14 protein-coding genes are annotated in these 15,967 nt (G+C 69.9%); 8 read left to right on the plus strand and 6 right to left on the minus strand.

Going from position 1 to position 15,967, the window contains the following annotated elements; translation table 11 throughout:
• The 4 genes from TsocGM_RS07140 to TsocGM_RS07155 all read right to left on the minus strand — a co-directional run bounded on the left by TsocGM_RS07140 (position 1) and on the right by TsocGM_RS07155 (position 3,567).
• Positions 1-1,179 carry a M20 family metallopeptidase gene (locus tag TsocGM_RS07140; RefSeq protein WP_233578520.1) on the minus strand — a complete coding sequence of 393 codons (1,179 nt, stop codon included), beginning with the start codon at positions 1,177-1,179 and terminating at the stop codon, positions 1-3.
• Positions 1,180-1,282: 103 nt separating this feature from the next.
• The gene (gene efp, locus TsocGM_RS07145) at positions 1,283-1,846 is read right to left on the minus strand and encodes an elongation factor P (RefSeq protein WP_126724615.1); all 564 of its coding nucleotides are present in this window, start codon (positions 1,844-1,846) and stop codon (positions 1,283-1,285) included.
• 141 nt (positions 1,847-1,987) lie between these two features.
• Positions 1,988-3,046 carry a methyltransferase gene (locus TsocGM_RS07150; protein ID WP_126724616.1) on the minus strand — a complete coding sequence of 353 codons (1,059 nt, stop codon included), beginning with the start codon at positions 3,044-3,046 and terminating at the stop codon, positions 1,988-1,990.
• Positions 3,043-3,567 (minus strand): hypothetical protein, encoded by a 525-nt coding sequence (locus tag TsocGM_RS07155; protein ID WP_126724617.1) that lies wholly within the window; start codon positions 3,565-3,567, stop codon positions 3,043-3,045. Before TsocGM_RS07155 ends, TsocGM_RS07150 begins: the two co-directional genes overlap by 4 nt.
• A 175-nt stretch (positions 3,568-3,742) precedes the next feature.
• Here TsocGM_RS07155 and epsC point away from each other — a divergent pair, with 175 nt between their 5' ends.
• Entirely contained in the window at positions 3,743-4,696 is a 954-nt protein-coding gene (gene epsC / locus TsocGM_RS07160; protein ID WP_126724618.1) for a serine O-acetyltransferase EpsC, read from the plus strand.
• A 16-nt stretch (positions 4,697-4,712) separates the two neighbouring features.
• Here epsC and pyk read toward each other — a convergent pair whose 3' ends face one another.
• Entirely contained in the window at positions 4,713-6,179 is a 1,467-nt protein-coding gene (gene pyk / locus TsocGM_RS07165) for a pyruvate kinase (RefSeq protein ID WP_126724619.1), read from the minus strand.
• Between the two features lie 385 nt (positions 6,180-6,564).
• On the opposite strand from pyk, the gene TsocGM_RS07170 reads away from it, so the two are divergent.
• The 6 genes from TsocGM_RS07170 (at position 6,565) to TsocGM_RS07195 (ending at position 14,204) form a co-directional block, all read left to right on the plus strand.
• Entirely contained in the window at positions 6,565-8,538 is a 1,974-nt protein-coding gene (locus tag TsocGM_RS07170; RefSeq protein ID WP_126724656.1) for a hypothetical protein, read from the plus strand.
• A 105-nt stretch (positions 8,539-8,643) separates the two neighbouring features.
• A complete protein-coding gene (locus tag TsocGM_RS25880) occupies positions 8,644-9,579 on the plus strand; it encodes a hypothetical protein (RefSeq protein WP_158633412.1) in 936 nt (311 codons plus the stop codon).
• 148 nt (positions 9,580-9,727) lie between these two features.
• Complete coding sequence (locus tag TsocGM_RS07180) at positions 9,728-12,091, plus strand: TRAFAC clade GTPase domain-containing protein (RefSeq protein WP_126724620.1); 2,364 nt, start codon at positions 9,728-9,730, stop codon at positions 12,089-12,091.
• 186 nt (positions 12,092-12,277) lie between these two features.
• The gene (locus tag TsocGM_RS07185) at positions 12,278-13,015 is read left to right on the plus strand and encodes a hypothetical protein (RefSeq protein ID WP_126724621.1); all 738 of its coding nucleotides are present in this window, start codon (positions 12,278-12,280) and stop codon (positions 13,013-13,015) included.
• Between the two features lie 133 nt (positions 13,016-13,148).
• Complete coding sequence (locus TsocGM_RS07190) at positions 13,149-13,928, plus strand: class I SAM-dependent methyltransferase (protein WP_126724622.1); 780 nt, start codon at positions 13,149-13,151, stop codon at positions 13,926-13,928.
• A gap of 69 nt (positions 13,929-13,997) precedes the next feature.
• A complete protein-coding gene (locus TsocGM_RS07195) occupies positions 13,998-14,204 on the plus strand; it encodes a hypothetical protein (RefSeq protein ID WP_126724623.1) in 207 nt (68 codons plus the stop codon).
• A gap of 112 nt (positions 14,205-14,316) precedes the next feature.
• On the opposite strand, the gene TsocGM_RS07200 is transcribed toward TsocGM_RS07195, so the two are convergent.
• Entirely contained in the window at positions 14,317-14,664 is a 348-nt protein-coding gene (locus TsocGM_RS07200) for a hypothetical protein (protein WP_126724624.1), read from the minus strand.
• 168 nt (positions 14,665-14,832) lie between these two features.
• On the opposite strand from TsocGM_RS07200, the gene TsocGM_RS07205 reads away from it, so the two are divergent.
• Positions 14,833-15,966 (plus strand): M28 family metallopeptidase, encoded by a 1,134-nt coding sequence (locus tag TsocGM_RS07205; RefSeq protein ID WP_158633413.1) that lies wholly within the window; start codon positions 14,833-14,835, stop codon positions 15,964-15,966.
• Position 15,967: the final 1 nt, after the last annotated feature.

A 15,967-nucleotide genomic window follows, 5' to 3' on the forward strand; every position in this document is an offset into this window, starting at 1 on the left:
TCAGGATGGGTCGACCTCGTTGAGGCGGAGGGCGACGGCGTAGTAGGCCTCGACCGCGCGTTCAAGCTGGTCGACCTCGATCCATTCATCCTTCGTGTGCGCCTGGGCGATATCGCCGGGACCGAGCACGAGGGCGGGGATCCCGGCGGCGGCCAGCGGCCCGGCGTCGGTGCCGTAGGGGACGGCGGCCTCCCGGGGGGGGGAGCCGAGGGCATCGGCGAGGGCCGATCGGACGGGCTCGACCCAGCCTCGGGAGCACTGGGGAGAGAGCGACGGCATCCGGACCCAGGGCTCGGAGAAGGCGAAAGAGTGCTCGGGGCCCAGGTCGGCCTCGAGGGCCTGCCGAAGCTCGGATCGAACGCCGTCGACGTCCTCTCCGGGAATGACCCGGCGGTCGAGGTCGATGGCGCACCAGTCCGGGACGACATTGACGCTCTGGCCCCCCTCGATCCGGCCGACGGAGAGGGAGGGGGGGCCGAGGATCGGGTCGGTGCGCAGGCCGGGCAGTCGAGCGGCGAAGCGCTCCAGGGAGGCGAGCACCGGAGCCATCCGGTAGATCGCGTTGACGCCGTCCTGAGGGCGGGAGCTGTGGCAGGCAACCCCCTCGGTGATGACCTTCCAGCGGACGGCCCCCTTGTGCGCGGTGACGACGTCGAGCATCGTCGGCTCCGCGACGATCGCAAGGTCGACCGCCAGCCCCTGATCGGCCAGCGCCGAGGAGCCGGTATGGGTGTATTCCTCGTCGACCGTGCAGGCGAGGAGCACCCGGCAGGAGCCGGCGGGGCGCTCCCGGACCAGTCGGGCGAAGGCGGCGAGCATGCTCGCCATCCCTCCCTTCACGTCACAGGCTCCTCGGCCGTAGACGCGGCCCCCCTCGACCGAGGGGAGGAAGGGCTCGATGGTCATCCCCTCGACGGGGACCGTGTCCTGGTGCGCGTCCCAGAGCAAGGTCCGGCGCGGGCGGCCGGGAGGCTCGTAGCGGGCGATCAGGTTGTCCCGGCCCGGGGAAACGGTCCGGCGCTCAAACGGAACGCCAAGGTCCCGGAAGAAGGCCTCGAGGTAGTCCGAGACACGACCCTCGAAAAAGGGAGGGGCGTCCGGGACGGTTCGACCCATGGGGTTGACGCTCGGCAGCGCGACGAGGTCACAGAGCAGCGGGAGGACCGTCGGGGCGGGCACGGGGCTGGGCTCCGAGGTGGGCCCGGCCAGCCCGACCGGGTCGTCCCCTCGGGCAAACCGGTCGGGCCGCCGGGCGACTGGCGGGGAGTGGGATTCGAAAGGATTACTTCACACGCTCGACATACTTGCCATCTCGAGTGTCGATGCGAACCTTCTCGCCCGGCTCGATGAACGGCGGAACACTGATCTTGAGGCCGGTCTCGGTGGTGGCCTCCTTGTACTGGTTGGTGGCCGTGGCCCCCTTGATCGCCGGCGGCGTGTCGACAATCGTCTGCTCAACGGTATCGGGCAGCTCGACGGAGACGGGCTTCTCGTCGACGTACCGGACGCTCACCTTCGTGTTCGGCAACAGGTAGGGCATCGAGCCGCCAATCATGTCGGGCGGGAAGGAGATCTGGTCGAAGGTCGTCGTATCCATGAAAACATGGTCGTCACCCGAGGAATACAGATACTCGAATTCCTTCGACTCGACGAAGGGCACCTCGATCTGATCGACGGAGCGGAACCGCTTGTCGATGATCGAGCCGGTCTGCATGTTCTTCAGCTTCGCCTGGACCATCGCCCGGAGGTTGCCGGGGGTGTGGTGGTAGAAGTCGTGGACGATGAAATTGGTGCCGTCCAGCGTGATGACCATTCCCTTGCGGATATCGGTCGCTTTGATGTTCATGGGAAAAGGGAGCGGCAGGAGGGTGGCGGGCCCCTTGGGACGTCGGCCCGACGCCGGGCCCGGGCCGACGTCGGCAAGATGTAAGAACGTACCCGATCGGGGGCTACGATGGCTAGGCCAGTTCCCCCCGGGGCGGTCGCCTCAGGAGGATCGGACGGCCGGCAGGACCCCGCAATGGACCAGCGTCGGCACCACCTCGCCCGGCTCGAAGCCGGCGTCGGTCAGCATCTCCCGGTACTCGGCGGCGCTGTAGGCACGACCCTCGGTCAGGGAGAACAAGGAGGCCGAGTAGAGGGCGATCGGCAGGGGGCCGTCCATCTCGTCGTTCAGGAACACATCGTGGATCAGAAGCCGGCGGCCGGGGGAGAGGGCTTCGGCCAGGCGGGAGAGGAGCGTCCGGCATTCCGGCACGTCCCAGTCGTGGAGGATGTTCGAGAGCAGCACGACGTCGGAGCCGTGGGGGACCGGGTCGGTGAACATGTCGCCCGATCGGCACTCCAGGCGGTCGGCGACGCCCAGTTCCTCGGCCAGTTCGAGGGCGACCTTGAGGACCTCGGGGCGGTCCCAGACGATCGCGGTCAGGTCCGGGTGCCGCTGGAGGTAGGCGATGCTATATAGCCCGGAGCCCCCACCGACGTCGAGCAGGGTCCGGCACTCGGGCAGCGGGTAGGTTTCGGCCAGGATCGGAGCGACGTTCCGGGCCCGGCCGGCGAGCGACAGGGTGAGCGACCGGGCGGACGACTCGCGCTCCATGGCCGAATCGAGCCCCTCCCGGTAGACGAAGGCCACCCCCTCCTCGGTCGCCGACCCGGACGGGTTCGGGTGGTTGGAACGGAGCCGATCGACCATCTCCCGCACGCCGGGGCTCCTCGCCGCCAGGCCGATATAGCCGCCCACATCGAACGGGCCGCCGGGGACGAGGTGCTCCCGGGCCAGCTCGGTGAGCGAGAGACGCCCCTGATCGTCGCGGCACAGCAGTCCCATCGCCCGAAGCGCGGTGAAAAGCACGACGGCCGGCCGCTCGGCCAGCTTCAGGGCGAGGCGGAGGTCGTCGGCGGCCATCGGCCCGCGAGAGAGGCGGCCGAAGACGTCGAAGTGGGCGACCGCGGCGGTGAGCAACTCGGTGGCGAAATTGCCCCGGAACAACTCGAAGATCGGGGTGGGGTCGGTCGAGGGCCGGTGAAGCTCGTGTCGGCTCATCGGTCAGGCACTCCGCCGCCGGCCAGCGGCCGGGCTTCGACGATCATCGGGAAGCGGGTGGGCTCGGGCCCAGGGCGAGCCGCCATCAGACGGACGGCCGCCCCCAGCAGGGCGAGATTGGCCGCCCACTGCGCCGTGCTCACGATCAGGTACGCCCGGTGCCAGGGATAAAAGCCGCGGAGGCCGACCTCCTCCAGGTGGCGATCCATCACCTCGTGCATGGCAACCAGCGCGAGCAGGAGGGCCGAGCTGGTGAGCAGAAGGAGCAGCCGGGCCAACCGCCAGGGGCGATGCCCCAGAGGACGCGACGAGCCGGCCCAGAACCACCAGATCCCTAGCGTCGCCAGGCCGACCAGGTTCAACACGTCGGTCGCTCGGCGGGTGACGGCCGAGCCGGTGAGGCTGTCGAATTCGTCGTGGAGGATCGGCACGACGGCCCCGGCGTAGAAGGTGAAGCCCCCGAACCAGACGGCCATCGCGGCCAGGCAGATCGTCCGGAGCAGGAGCGACCCGGGCGTCATCGGTCGCATCCTCCGAGGCGTTCAGCGCATGGATCAAGGGGAGGCCTCCGAGAATACCAGGCCTGCTCCTCCAGGAGAAGCGTTCCCCCTCCCTTGGACGCCCGGGGAGCTGGCCCGTACAATCTGCGGACGGGCCCCTTCCCGATCCGCCCCGGACTCACAAGACGAGCGACCGATGGCTAGCGACCCCCGCCTGAAGGACCGCCTCCCCGCCCTCACGGAGCGGATCGTCGGCACCTATGAGCGGTCCGGCGGCATCAACCACCTGGGTCATCCCTGTTTGCCGAGCTACCGGGAGGTCACCGAGATCCTCGTCGACCTGCGGGAGATCCTCTATCCGGGCTTCGGCCGCCGGCAGAACCTCTCGATGCGAAACGTCTCGTATCACGTCGGCGACCTGATCGACGGCCTCTACGACCGCCTTGCCGACCAGATCAGCCGCGCCCTTCGCCGGCTCGACTGCGACGGGGAGCAACCCAGTTCGGACCAGCAGGCGAAGGCCGAGCAGATCACGCTCGAATTCCTGGAAGCCGTGCCCGAGCTGCGCGACGTGCTGGCCGACGACGTGGCCGCGGCCTTCGACGGCGATCCGGCGGCGAAGGCGTTCGACGAAATCATCTTCTGCTACCCGGGCGTGGCGGCGGTGACGGTCTATCGAGTCGCCCATACCTTGCACCGCCTCGGCGTGCCGCTGATCCCCCGGATGATGACCGAGTACGCTCACTCGAAGACCGGCATCGACATCCACCCCGGCGCCCGGATCGGCCGCCGGCTGTTCATCGACCACGGCACCGGCGTCGTGGTCGGCGAGACGACGGAAATCGGCCAGAACGTGAAGCTGTATCAGGGCGTCACGCTCGGCGCCCTCAGCTTCCCAAAGGACGAAAACGGGGAGATCGTCCGAGACCGGAAGCGGCACCCGACGCTAGAAGACCACGTGGTGATCTACGCCAACGCGACGATCCTGGGGGGCGAGACCGTGATCGGCCACCACGCGGTCATCGGCTCGTCGGTCTGGATCACCCGGAGCGTCGAGCCGTACACGACCGTCACCATCGAGAGCCCCCGGCTCCGCTATCGGGCGCCGGCCAGGGACCCCGAGGAACAGGACGCGACGGCGGGCTCCTGAGGCCCTGGCCGGGCAATCATCCGTCGGACCGCTCGATCTCCCGGACAACCATCGTGTTGTGCGTCGGATGATCGGGGAAGAATCCCCGGAGGATCACGACGCGATCCCCCCCGTTGACCAGCCCGTGCCGCGCTCCCCAGCAGAGGGCGTGATCGACCGCGCCGTCGATCTCTCCCGCCGGCAGCGGGGAGGTCCGAGGAACGACCCCCCAGAGCAGGGCGAGCTGGCGAGCCACCTCGGGGGTCTGCGCCAGGGCGATCGTCGGCGTCCGGTTGCGCTGCATCGAGACGGCCAGGGCGGATCGGCCGGATCGGGTCGCCACGACGAGCAAAGCGGCGTTGAGCCGATGGCAGGCCAGGCTGGCGGACTCGACGACCGCCTCGGTGATCGGAGAGATCCAGCCGACCCGGCCAGCGGAGCCCTGCCCGTTGGGAGGCGGGGCCGCAGGAGCCGTCCGTTCGGCTTCGGCCAGGATCCGGCTCATCGTCCGGACGGCCTCGACGGGAAACTCGCCGATCGCCGTCTCGCCGGACAGCATGACGGCGTCGGCGCCGTCAACGGCCGCGTTGTAGACGTCGCTCGCCTCGGCCCGAGTCGGGCGGCTGGACCGTTCCATGCTGGTGAGCATCTGCGTGGCGATGATCACCGGCACCCGGGCCTTGTGGGCCTCCCGGAGGATCGTTCGCTGGATCGAGGGGACCCGGGCCACGTCGACCTCGACGCCAAGATCCCCCCGGGCGACCATCACCACGTCCGTCAGGGCGAGGATCGCCGCCAGGTCGTCCACCGCCTGCGGCTTCTCGATCTTGGCGACGACCTTGGCGCGAATCCCCCGGGCGTCCAGCTCCTGCCGGAGCCGGGTCAGGTCGGCTCCCGACCGGACGAAGGAGAGGGCGATGAAGTCGACCGCGTTGCGAGCGGCCCAGTCGAGGTCGGCGAGGTCCTTCTCGGTGAGCGACGGGAGGCTCAGGCCCGTCCCCGGGACGTTGATCCCCTGCCGGGACCGGATCGGGCCGGGCAGGACCACCCGGAGCGTCACCCTCCCCGGGGAGTGGTCGACAACCTCCATCCCCACGGTGCCGTCGGCGAACAGGACCGGGTCGCCGATCGTAAGGTCATCGGCGAGATCGGGATAGGTGCTCGTCAGCTCGTTCTCAGCCCCGCTGGGCTCCCGGACCAGGGTGAAGGTCGCGTCGATCGGGCACTCGAGCACGCCGCCGGGAAGCTCTCCAAGCCGGATCTTCGGCCCCCCCAGATCCATCAGGACGCCCACCTCGCGATCCCGCTCCTGGGCGACTCGTCGGATATCCTGGAGGGTCGCCGAATGCTCCTCGTGCGTACCATGGGAGAAGTTCAGGCGAAACACGTCGACCCCGGCCCCGAGCAGTCGGTCGAGCACCCGGGGGTCGCTCGAGGAGGGCCCCACGGTCGCCACAATCTTGGTCCTCACGCCGGCCAGAGGTTCATCGGGATCGATCCGCACGGGAAGACCTCTCGCAACAGGGATCGGGTTCGGAATGGCCGAGGCCGGGGGGCGAATGCCTTGCGGCAGGAGCTCGGGACGCCCAAACCGTGTCGGGCGATCGCCAGCGACGGCGAGGCGAAGTGTAAGGCGAACAACCCGCGCACGTCGAAAGTATAACGAGACCACCCTTCAGGCCCATCCATCCCCCGGCGAACCAGCCCATCAGCTCGGATTGACGACCCGGCGGGCTCTCGGGAGACTGGCGATCCCCCCGGTCAGCCGGGGCGAGGGCTCGGGCAGCGACGGGCTTGGCATGCGATTCGCAACTTGTTCCCCGAAAAGGGCATAGAACGACGGGCCCCCGTTGCCCGGGCGGTCCCTTGAGGATCGAGGCCAGTTGACCATGAAGCGAATCATCGCGATTGCGGCCCTGCTCGGTTCGCTCGGCGTGCTGCTGAAGCTTGGCACGAAGCGCGCCGACGTCTCGGCCCGCAACGGCGGCCCCGATCGCCCGGCCGTCCCCACCGAGCCGGCCGGCGACGAGCGATCGCGGATCGAGGAGCGGATCCGGGCGACTTACCCCGAACACCTCGAGCTGGTCGATCGGGTCCTCGACCGATTTGGCCGCAACGCGATCCTCGTCGAGCGGACGGACGGCCTGCGGGGGCTGCAACTCCTGGACCGGCTCGACCTGGAGGCGCTCTACCTCTACGAGCACGCCTCGGAGGACTTCCGGCGACTGGCCTCCCTCGTGGACGACGACGCCGCGGCCGAGATCCTCTTGAACTGGCGGGAGTACTTCGGCCTGAAACGATCGGACGCGACCGACCGCAAGGTTCTGATCACCGCCATCTCCCGGCTCAACACCCGCCAGCGGCGGGCCTCGGCCGCCTACCCGTCCGCCTTGCCTTTGATCCTGAGCGACCCCTCGGGCGTCACCGCGCTGATCGACCGCTGGGAGGGAGACCAGGACCGGCTCGGCCAGGCGCTGGCCGTCCTGATGTGCATCGACCTGGCCGAGGGGAGCACCGACCTCTCCTCGGCCGTCCGGACGATCGACCTGTATGGCGATCTCGCGCTGGACGCCTTCCGGCTGCAAGGCCTGGAGGGATTCGCCACCGTCCACCGCTTCGGGACGGTGCTCCTGGCCCTCCGGGACGCGATCCCGCTGGACCAGGCGCTGATCGTGCTCCGGGTGAATGAGGACTACGTCGCCGAGCGGCTCCGGAGCCGTTCCCCCGAGGCGATCGCCGGGGAGTTGCGGCACGTCGCCGCGGTGAACCTTGTGCCCGAGGTCGGCGGCAGTCCCTCCGGCCTTCGGCTGATCGCCGACCACGGCCAGGCCGCCGAGCGGGCCTTGCGCCGGGTCGGCCCGGACGCCGCCACCGTCTCCTACGACCATTACCACAACATCAGTGACCGCCAGGAGGCCGTCGAGGCGATCGCCGAGTACGGCCCGGCCGCGCTGGCGATGCTGACGAAATACGCCAACCACGAGGGATTCCGCGACATCCTCCGGCGCCACGGCCCGGGGGTGATTCCCCCGGTCGCTCGCGCCGACGCCTCCCCCGAAGACCTGGCGAGGCTCCAGGAGAAGGACGATCGTTCGACGCTGGAGTGGATCTCCTACGCCATGACCTCCTTCTCGGGGGAAAGCGGCCAGGCGATGATCGCCCGGATCCGGGAGGACGGCCTCGCTCGGGTCGAGGAGCTGGCATCGGCCGACACGGCCTATTACGAGTTTCTTCCGCTGTACGACCTGCTGCACCTGGGGAACGTCGCCCGACAGGGGTACTCCCCGACCCGGGGGGAGTACGCCTGGGCGGCGGTCGACGCCGCGTTTGTCATCGCCGACGCCTTGAGCCTGATGTCCCTGCAGCCTCACGGAGCGGTCGCCTTCGAGGTGGCTCGATCGGAGCTGAAGGCGGCCGCCCGAGGGGCGATCAAGCGGACGGGCCGGGAAGCGGCCGAGGAAACCGCCGAGGTCGCCGGTCGGCTCGCCGCCCGGGAGGCCGCCGGCGAGGCCTCCGACGCGGCGGCCCGAGCCGCCCGCTGGTGGATCGTCCGGGCCTCGGGAGGCCTGTACGAGACGCTCCGCCACACTCCCGAGGCGCTCTCCCGCCTCAGCCTCCGCGAGGCGACCGAACTGGCCCGCCCCTACGGCAGGCAGGCGGGCCTCCGCCTGACGCGCTGGGAGCCGCTCCGATTCCTGAAGGACGGGGCCCTGGTCGTGCGTCGAATCCCCCCCGATCGAGGGCTGAAGTACCTGGTCTTCGAGGCGGCCCAGGCCGCGGTCGGCCTGGGGGCGATCCACAAGATGGAGGAGCACCTTGCGTCCCGGAGGCCGCTGCCGACCGCATCGGCCTCGGGGAGATGACCCTGTTGGCACCGGACGTTCCGTTGAGACTCCCCCACATCGACCCGGGCCCAGCCGAGGGGCTGCCCCGGGGCATGCCAAGGCGAACTGCGAGGGCTTGATCGGATGATTCGGAACCGCACCATCGCTCGGGCCGCGCTGCTGGCCGTGGCGATCCTGGCCCTGCCCCAGGCCGCCTCGGCGAACAAAGTCGGCTGGCTGGAAGACGTGGTCCATCGCGTCGTCAAGGCGTCCGACCCCGAACTGGCCCGTTCGGGCCGAGTCTCCGGCCGGCTCTTCGAGGAGTCGGCCGAGCAGGGGCTGTCGTCGCTCGCAAGACGGTCGGACGCGATCGCGCTGGCCGGCAAGCCGGCCGACGAGGTGGCCGACGCGGCGCTCGACCTGCGCTTCAACCGCATGGTCGGGCAGGCCGATCCCGAGCTGTCCCGGACCTTCCGGGCCCTCGCCCCGGCCGAGAAGCGGCTGGTCCTCCGCATGGGGGAGGCGGCCGAGCGGATCTCCCGGCGCTTCCCGGATCGGGCCCCGGAGATGATCCGGAAGCTCGGTGTCGAGGGGATGACCGCCGTTCGCGTCTACGGCGACGACGTGGCCGAGGTGATCGTCCGAGAGGGGCCCGAGGCGGTCAACGTGCTGCGCAAGTCGGGCCGGTCGGGCTGGGAGTTCTACGTGGGCACGGTGCTGCGGCACAAGCGGAAGCTCGCCGCGGCCGGCGTGCTCGGCCTGTTCCTGGCCGACCCGGATCGGTTCGTCGACTCGGCGGGGCGGATCACCGAGTATGCCGTCGCCAAGTTCGCCGAGGCCGGGATCGACCTGGCCGGGGCCGTCGGCTCCGGAGCGGCCCGGGGACTGGAGCGATCGCTGGCCGATCGCCTGGGAGTCCTCGGTCTGGGAGGCGCCGTGCTGAAGTGGACGGCCCTGATCGCCGCCGGGATCGTGGCGGCGGCGGCCTTCCTCGTGATCCTCGGCCTGCCGGTCCGTTGGCTCACGCTCCCGTTCCGGATGGTCGGCCGAGGCCTGAGGGCGACGGTCCGGTCCTCCTGATCCCGGCATCGGGCGGGCCCCCTCGCTTCGATCCAAGCGGGGCGTCCCGAGGAGGTTCGGCCGATCATCGGCCTCGAGGCCCGGGGCGCCCGCCCGACAATCCTCCCGAATTGCACTCTCACCCGGGTTCGCCCCTCGGAATCGAGCCATGTCCGCCCGCCGCTCCCCCGATCTCGACGCCCTGGAGCGCCGCCTGACCGGCCCGAAGCGGATCGCGCTGTTCGGTCACCGCGCCGTCGGCAAGACGACCCTGCTGGCGATGTTCTACCGAGAAGCATCGGCCGGCGGCGTGCCGGGCATCCGGCTGGCGGCCGTCGGTGCTCGGGGAGCGGAATACCTGGCCGACAAGATCGCCCGGATCGAGGCCGGAGAGCCCCCCGCCGGCACCCTGACCGAAACCGACCTGGAACTGCGGCTCTACCGGGGCCCGGCCCGGATCGACCTGATCGTGAAGGACTACCAGGGGGAGCACGTCGCCCTGGGCTCGGACGCCTCGATCCTGGAGTTCTTCGCCGACTGCGACGCCGTGCTGCTCTGCCTGGAGGCCGTCGGCTCCGACGACCCGGCGGAGCGCCGGAGGCGGCAGCAAGAGGTGGAGCACCTGCTGGAGCGCTACATCGGCGCCTCGGACGATACGATGGTCGGCCGGCCGGTGGCCCTGCTTCTGACGAAGTACGACCGAGTGCTCGCGGCGGGGGGGCCGCCGCCGGATCGGGCCGAGGAGATCGTCGAGGCTCGGTTCGGGATGACGAGGCACGCCCTGGCCTCTCATGCGCCGAGAAGCGCCGTCTTCGCCGTCAGCTCCTACGGGACGAACGCCCCTGCCGACGGCTCCCCTCCGGACCACCTGGAGCCGATGGGGCTGGACGGCCCGCTGCTCTGGCTGGTCGAGCAGGTGGAGGCGACCGACCGGGAACTGCTGGAATGGATCTGGGACCTCTCGCCAAAGGACGCCGGACGGCTTGGCCGATGCGTGTCGGCGTTCCGGAAGCGTTACCCGAATTCTCCGAAGCTGATCGAGTACCGCCGTCGCCTCCGAGCGCTCCGCCGCCGGAGCGTGATTCGGGGGGCGTTCCGGGCGATCGGGGCGCTGGTCGCCCTGGTGGCCGGGTTGGCGGTCTACGACGCGGCGGGGTTCTACCTCGCCTCGAATTACGAACGGCAGGGGCATCCGCCCCCGGAGGTCGCCCGGCGCTGGGAGGAGTTCCTGGCCTGGCACCCGACGCAGCCCCTGTTCTGGCCGGACGAATCCCGCATCGCCCGCACCCGGAGGGACGAGGCCCGGGTCGCCTCGGCGAAGCTGAGGGCGGAGGTCGGGACCGTCGAACCGGACGAGCTGCGCGGCGAGCTCGCCGCGCTGAAGGAGACGGCTCCGGATCACCTCCCGGCCATCGAGGAGGCCGAATCGGCCATCCGGCGCCGGGAGGCCGAGCGCCGATGGCAGGAGATTCGGGCCGAAGCCCTGCTCCCGAGCAAGCCGGCGGAAGACCGCCTGGAGATGATCCAGCAGTTCCTCCGAGACGACCCCGACACTCCGTTCGCCGACCAGGCGGTCGAGCTGGCCTCCCTGATCCGCAAGGAGCTTGACGAGCAGACCGCCCGTCGGGACCGGGAGGTCGTCGACGCCTGGCTCGTCGACGCGAGACTGCCGGATCCCGACTATCTCGACCTGATCGAGCGCGCCCGCACCTTTCTCGAGGCCCGCCCCGACAGCCCGAGAGCGGAGGAGGTCCGCGGCCTGATCGACGACTGGCTGGAGCGGCTCGACCGGCGCGACTTCGATCGGGCCGTCGCCTTCGAGGAGGCCTCTCCCCAACACGGGTTCGAGGAACAGATCCGACGCTACCGGGATTATCTGCACGACCACGCCGAGGGCGGGTTGTATGTCGAGCAGGCCAAGGCGGCGATCTCCCGGATCGAGCGCAGGCGGGATGACTACCTCTATCGCCAGGCGTTCGACCACTGGTCGTCCCACCCGGGGGACCTGGCCGAGGTGGCCCGACGCCTGCGAGACTACCTCTCCTCCAACCCCGAAGGCCAGTATGCCGCCGCCGCCCGGTCGTTCCTGGCCCGATGGGAGGAGATCACCCGCCCGAACACCTACCGCGTCACGCTCGTCCGGGGGAAGGTCGACCCGAGCCTCACCAAGACCTTCTCCGGAGGAGGTCCTGATCTCGGTGTGGTGCTCTACGTCGCGGGAGAGAAACACGGGCCGTCCCCGGTCATCCCCAATTCGACCGAGCCGGTCTGGAACTACACCTTCCCCCGCCCGATCCGCTGGAAGTACGGCGACGACGTGGTGATTCAACTGATCGACAACGATTGGTCCGACTCAACCGTCGCCACCCTCCGCAGCGGAGACGACCCGCTGGCGATGCGGGTCCTCGACGGCACCGTCCGGCCTTCCCGGAGCAAGGGAAAGGTGCTGCTGGAATTCCGATCCGACTTCGAGCTTCCCCGGCTTCCTCCTCCCCGGCAATACGAGAAGGATGAGGGCACGGCCGGCGGGTGACGGAGCGACGGCGGACGCGGGCGGACCTCAGACGATTGCAGGGGGAGGAGAACCCGGCACGAAGGGCCAGCCGTCGATCTCCCGATCGCGACCCGGCGCGGGATGGCCCCCGCCGGCCCAGGCCTCCCAAGGTGAGCGTCGTCCCGGGACGAGCGCTCCCGACCGGACCCCGAGGGCGACGCTCCGATGCCATTCTGGCCCTTCACCCGACCCGAGATCGGCTTCGAGCAGGCCGTCTACGGCAGCTTCCCGTTCTGGCATCGGGGATACGACTTGCTCGGGCGCTCCCCCGGATGCCGGCCCGAGTGGGTCGCTGGCATGAAGGAGGCGTGCCAGCGGCTGGGAGAGCGCCGCAGAGGGGAGAGTCCGCCGGGGGGGCTGGTCTCTCGGTGGCTGGCCGACGGCTGCTGGATGGTCTTGCGGCCGTTCTCCCCCGGGAGCGACGACGTGGGACGGCCCGACGCCGTGGCCTTCCACGCCCTGTTCCTCCAACCCAAGGCCGCCGCGACGGCGGCGTTCGACCCCTTCCAGCTCCTGCCCGCCTTTCGAGAGGACTTCGGGCCGGATTCCGACGCGCTGCCCTCCGGCGCGATCGCGCTGTCGAGATCGAGCGCCGGAGGCCAGCCCGCCGACGCAAGGGTCGAGGCGATCGTCGAGGCGCTCTGCAAGGGATGCCGGGTCCTGGTCGAGTCCGACGGGCCGATCGACCCGCTTGCGGGACGGGTCTGGGAACGCCTGCCGAGGCGGGTCCGCCATCGCCGGTCGCTGGCGACGTGGGCCTACTCGGATTCGGGGATCTTTGACCTCGTGGGGCTGGCCCGGCTGACCGGAATCGACCCGTCGGATCGGCGTCTCCTGCTCCTCCCGGCGGCGGAACGGGGGGAGCGGCCTCCCGTCGCCGCGCAGGGGGGAGCCTCGGCGTGAGGAGCCGGTCTCCAGGTCCTGTCCGAAGTCGTACGGTTCCGAGTGTCGGGATCGGGTAGAATGGCCTTCCGAGCTTCTGGCCCCCGAGCCCGGCTCCTCTCCCCCGGGCCGAAGCGTGCGAGGATCATCGCGAGTGACGAGCACCACGACGAGGGCCCAGTCGCGCCACTGGAGCCGACACGCGACGAAGTACGACGAGCTGTTCCTCGACCCGTTCGAGCCGGGGGTCGAGAACCCGATTCTCCAAGAGATCGAGCGGCTGCCCGACGCCGGATCGAAGGTGGTCATCGACCTGGGATGCGGGACCGGACCGCTGCTTCCGACGCTGCTGTCGAGGTTCAAGGAGGTGATCGCCGTCGACTTCGCGCCGGCGATGATCGACGCCTCCAAGGCCCGCCTGGGGGCCGAGGCCGACCGGGTGCGGTTCTTCGTCCGGCCGATGGATCAGCTCGACGAGTTCGAGGGGGCCGTCGATGTCTCGGTGGCGATCAACTCGATCGTGATGCCGGACGTCCGGGACATCGACCGGTCGCTGGCGGCGATCCGGAGAACTCTCCGCCCCGGGGGCGTCTTCTTCGGTGTGGTGCCCGCGATCGACGCGATCCAGTATCAGACGATGCTCCTGCTCGACCGGGAACTAGCTCGGGGAACCGCGCCCGCCGAGGCCGACCGGCTTGCCTCCCAGCAGGCCGAGCACCACCTGTACGACTTCGCCTTCGGCCGCTTCGCCTTCCAGGGCCTCCGGCAAAAGTTCTGGCAGTCGTTCGAGCTGACCTACCGGCTCCGCAAGGCGGGGTTCAGCTCCGTCCGGCTCGACAAGGTCCTCTATCCCTGGGACTCCAACCTCCCGCTCGGCGACGAGTTCCGGGACCAGCCCCGGAGCTGGGACTGGGCCTTCGAGGCCCGCCCCTGACGAGACGGCCGGATTCGGCCCCGTCCGATCGACCGAGGACGTTCCTCCCCGATCTTTCGAGGTGCCCCGATGCCGACCCGAGACGACCTGTTCGACGAGGACGAGCAATCGCCCCCCGCCGGCACCATCCTCTCCCGCCCGGCCAAGCCGTTCGCCCAGTACCTCCAGGAGACGCCCGCCAAGCCGCTCTCCCAGGGGGTCCGGTTCGCCCTGTGGGCGGCCGGGGGACTGACAGCGCTGCTGTTCCTGGCGTCGGTCCTGAAGGTCGCCGGTTGAGCTCCAGGGGATTCTCCCCGTCCGCTCCCGACCGGAAACGCGGAGGGGCCCGAGAGGCACAACGCCCCCCGGGCCCGCCCCGGAGCGATCGATCGCCGGGCGATCGAACCGATCAGAAGACGTCCAGGGCGAAGTGGGCGCCCTGGTAGTACTTCTTCTTGTGGCTCCAGTCGTGGAACCAGTGGGGCTGGCGGTCGAGGCCAAGCACCTTCTTGCCGCCGTAGAAGTTCCGGTAGTAGGGGCCCTGAATCTGCGGGACGATCCGCATCTCCCGGGGGTAGAGATACCAGCCGTCATAGAGCTGGTTGGACTGGACGCCGTTGCCCGGGACCTGGGGAGGGACATACGGCCAGTGGTAGAAGGTCGTCCAGTCCTGGGCCCGGGCCGGCGTGGCGAAGGCCCCGAGTCCGAGCACCAAACCGATCAGCAGCGCCGATCCGGTCATCATCCTGCGAGTCATGCGACACCTCCGTGTTCGACTCCGACAGAGTCCCGAGTATGATCGACCGGCGGCCGTCGGATTGGAGGCCGATGGCCGGCCTTTTTCCCCCCTCCGGTTCGCTTCGGGACGCTCGTAGGGATGTTGGCGGCGGCTGTTCGAGCCGCTCCCCTTCAGGAAGGAGACTCGATGATGCCCGCCCTCCTGCCCCTCATCCTGGGCTCGCTCTGCCCCCCACCGCCGCCGGTCTCCTCCGGGGTCGAGCCCAACCGGGATCGGCTAATCGAGATCGTCTACCAACTCGCGTCTCCCGAGTTCGAGGGGCGCCGAGGGGCAGGGGGCAGGGCCGCGGGAGACTACCTGATCGGGCAGCTCCAACGGCTGGGGCTCGATCCCGCCTTCGGCGACCGGTTCGACCAGGAGTTCACCGCCGGGGACCGATCGGGCCGGAACATCGCCGCGATGCTGCCGGGTGCCGATCCCGAGCGGACCGACGAGTGGATCATCCTCTCGGCGCACTACGACCACCTCGGCATCAGGGGAGGCCGGCTCTTCCCGGGCGCCGACGACAACGCCTCGGGCGTGGCGATGGTCCTGGAGGTCGCCCGATGCCTGGTCGATCGCGACGAACGGCCGGGGCGGGGGATCCTCTTCGTCTTCTTCGACCTGGAGGAAGAGGCCCTGCTCGGCTCCCGGTACTTCGTGCAACATCCTCCGGTGCCGCTGGATCAGATCCGGCTGTTCGTGACGGCGGACATGCTCGGCAGGTCCCTGGCGGGGATCGCCGGAGACGCGCTGTTCGTGATGGGGACCGAGCATGCCCCGGGGCTCCGCCCCTGGGTGGTCGAGGCCGCCGAGGGGCTCCCCCTGACGGTAGGGGTGGTTGGGGCCGACCTGCTGGTCATCGATCGGAGCGACTACGGCCCGTTCCGCCAGCGCAAGGTGCCGTTCCTCTTCTTCTCAACCGGCGAGAGCCCCGTCTACCACACCCCGGACGATGTGCCCCAGACGATCGACTTCGAGAAGCTGGCCTCGGCCACCACGCTCATCGGTCGGGTCGTGCTCCGGTCGGCCTCGGCCGACACGATGCCGGCCTGGACCTCCGAGCGATCCCCCTGGATCGGCGAGGCGGTCGCCATCCGGGGGGTCTTCGAGTTGCTGCTGGAGCACCAGGAGGAGCTGGGAATCCCCGGGGCGCAACGCGCCCTGATCCGGGGGATGCTGAATCGGATCAGCCGATCGATCGAGGAGGGGACGATCACTCCGGAGGACCGGACCGCGATGCTCCGGGTCTCCCAGCTGGTGCTCTTCACGGTGCTCTGAC

The sequence above is a fragment of the Tautonia sociabilis genome, assembly GCF_003977685.1.
In the GTDB taxonomy this organism is placed as follows: domain Bacteria; phylum Planctomycetota; class Planctomycetia; order Isosphaerales; family Isosphaeraceae; genus Tautonia; species Tautonia sociabilis.

Coding starts and splice junctions, on each gene's coding strand:
- efp (WP_126724615.1), bottom strand. CDS start 1,846: ATGAACATCAAAGCGACCGATATCCGCAAGGGAATGGTCATCACGCTG.
- TsocGM_RS07150 (WP_126724616.1), bottom strand. CDS start 3,046: ATGAGCCGACACGAGCTTCACCGGCCCTCGACCGACCCCACCCCGATC.
- TsocGM_RS07155 (WP_126724617.1), bottom strand. CDS start 3,567: ATGACGCCCGGGTCGCTCCTGCTCCGGACGATCTGCCTGGCCGCGATG.
- epsC (WP_126724618.1), top strand. CDS start 3,743: ATGGCTAGCGACCCCCGCCTGAAGGACCGCCTCCCCGCCCTCACGGAG.
- TsocGM_RS07170 (WP_126724656.1), top strand. CDS start 6,565: ATGAAGCGAATCATCGCGATTGCGGCCCTGCTCGGTTCGCTCGGCGTG.
- TsocGM_RS25880 (WP_158633412.1), top strand. CDS start 8,644: ATGATTCGGAACCGCACCATCGCTCGGGCCGCGCTGCTGGCCGTGGCG.
- TsocGM_RS07180 (WP_126724620.1), top strand. CDS start 9,728: ATGTCCGCCCGCCGCTCCCCCGATCTCGACGCCCTGGAGCGCCGCCTG.
- TsocGM_RS07185 (WP_126724621.1), top strand. CDS start 12,278: ATGCCATTCTGGCCCTTCACCCGACCCGAGATCGGCTTCGAGCAGGCC.
- TsocGM_RS07195 (WP_126724623.1), top strand. CDS start 13,998: ATGCCGACCCGAGACGACCTGTTCGACGAGGACGAGCAATCGCCCCCC.
- TsocGM_RS07200 (WP_126724624.1), bottom strand. CDS start 14,664: ATGACTCGCAGGATGATGACCGGATCGGCGCTGCTGATCGGTTTGGTG.
- TsocGM_RS07205 (WP_158633413.1), top strand. CDS start 14,833: ATGATGCCCGCCCTCCTGCCCCTCATCCTGGGCTCGCTCTGCCCCCCA.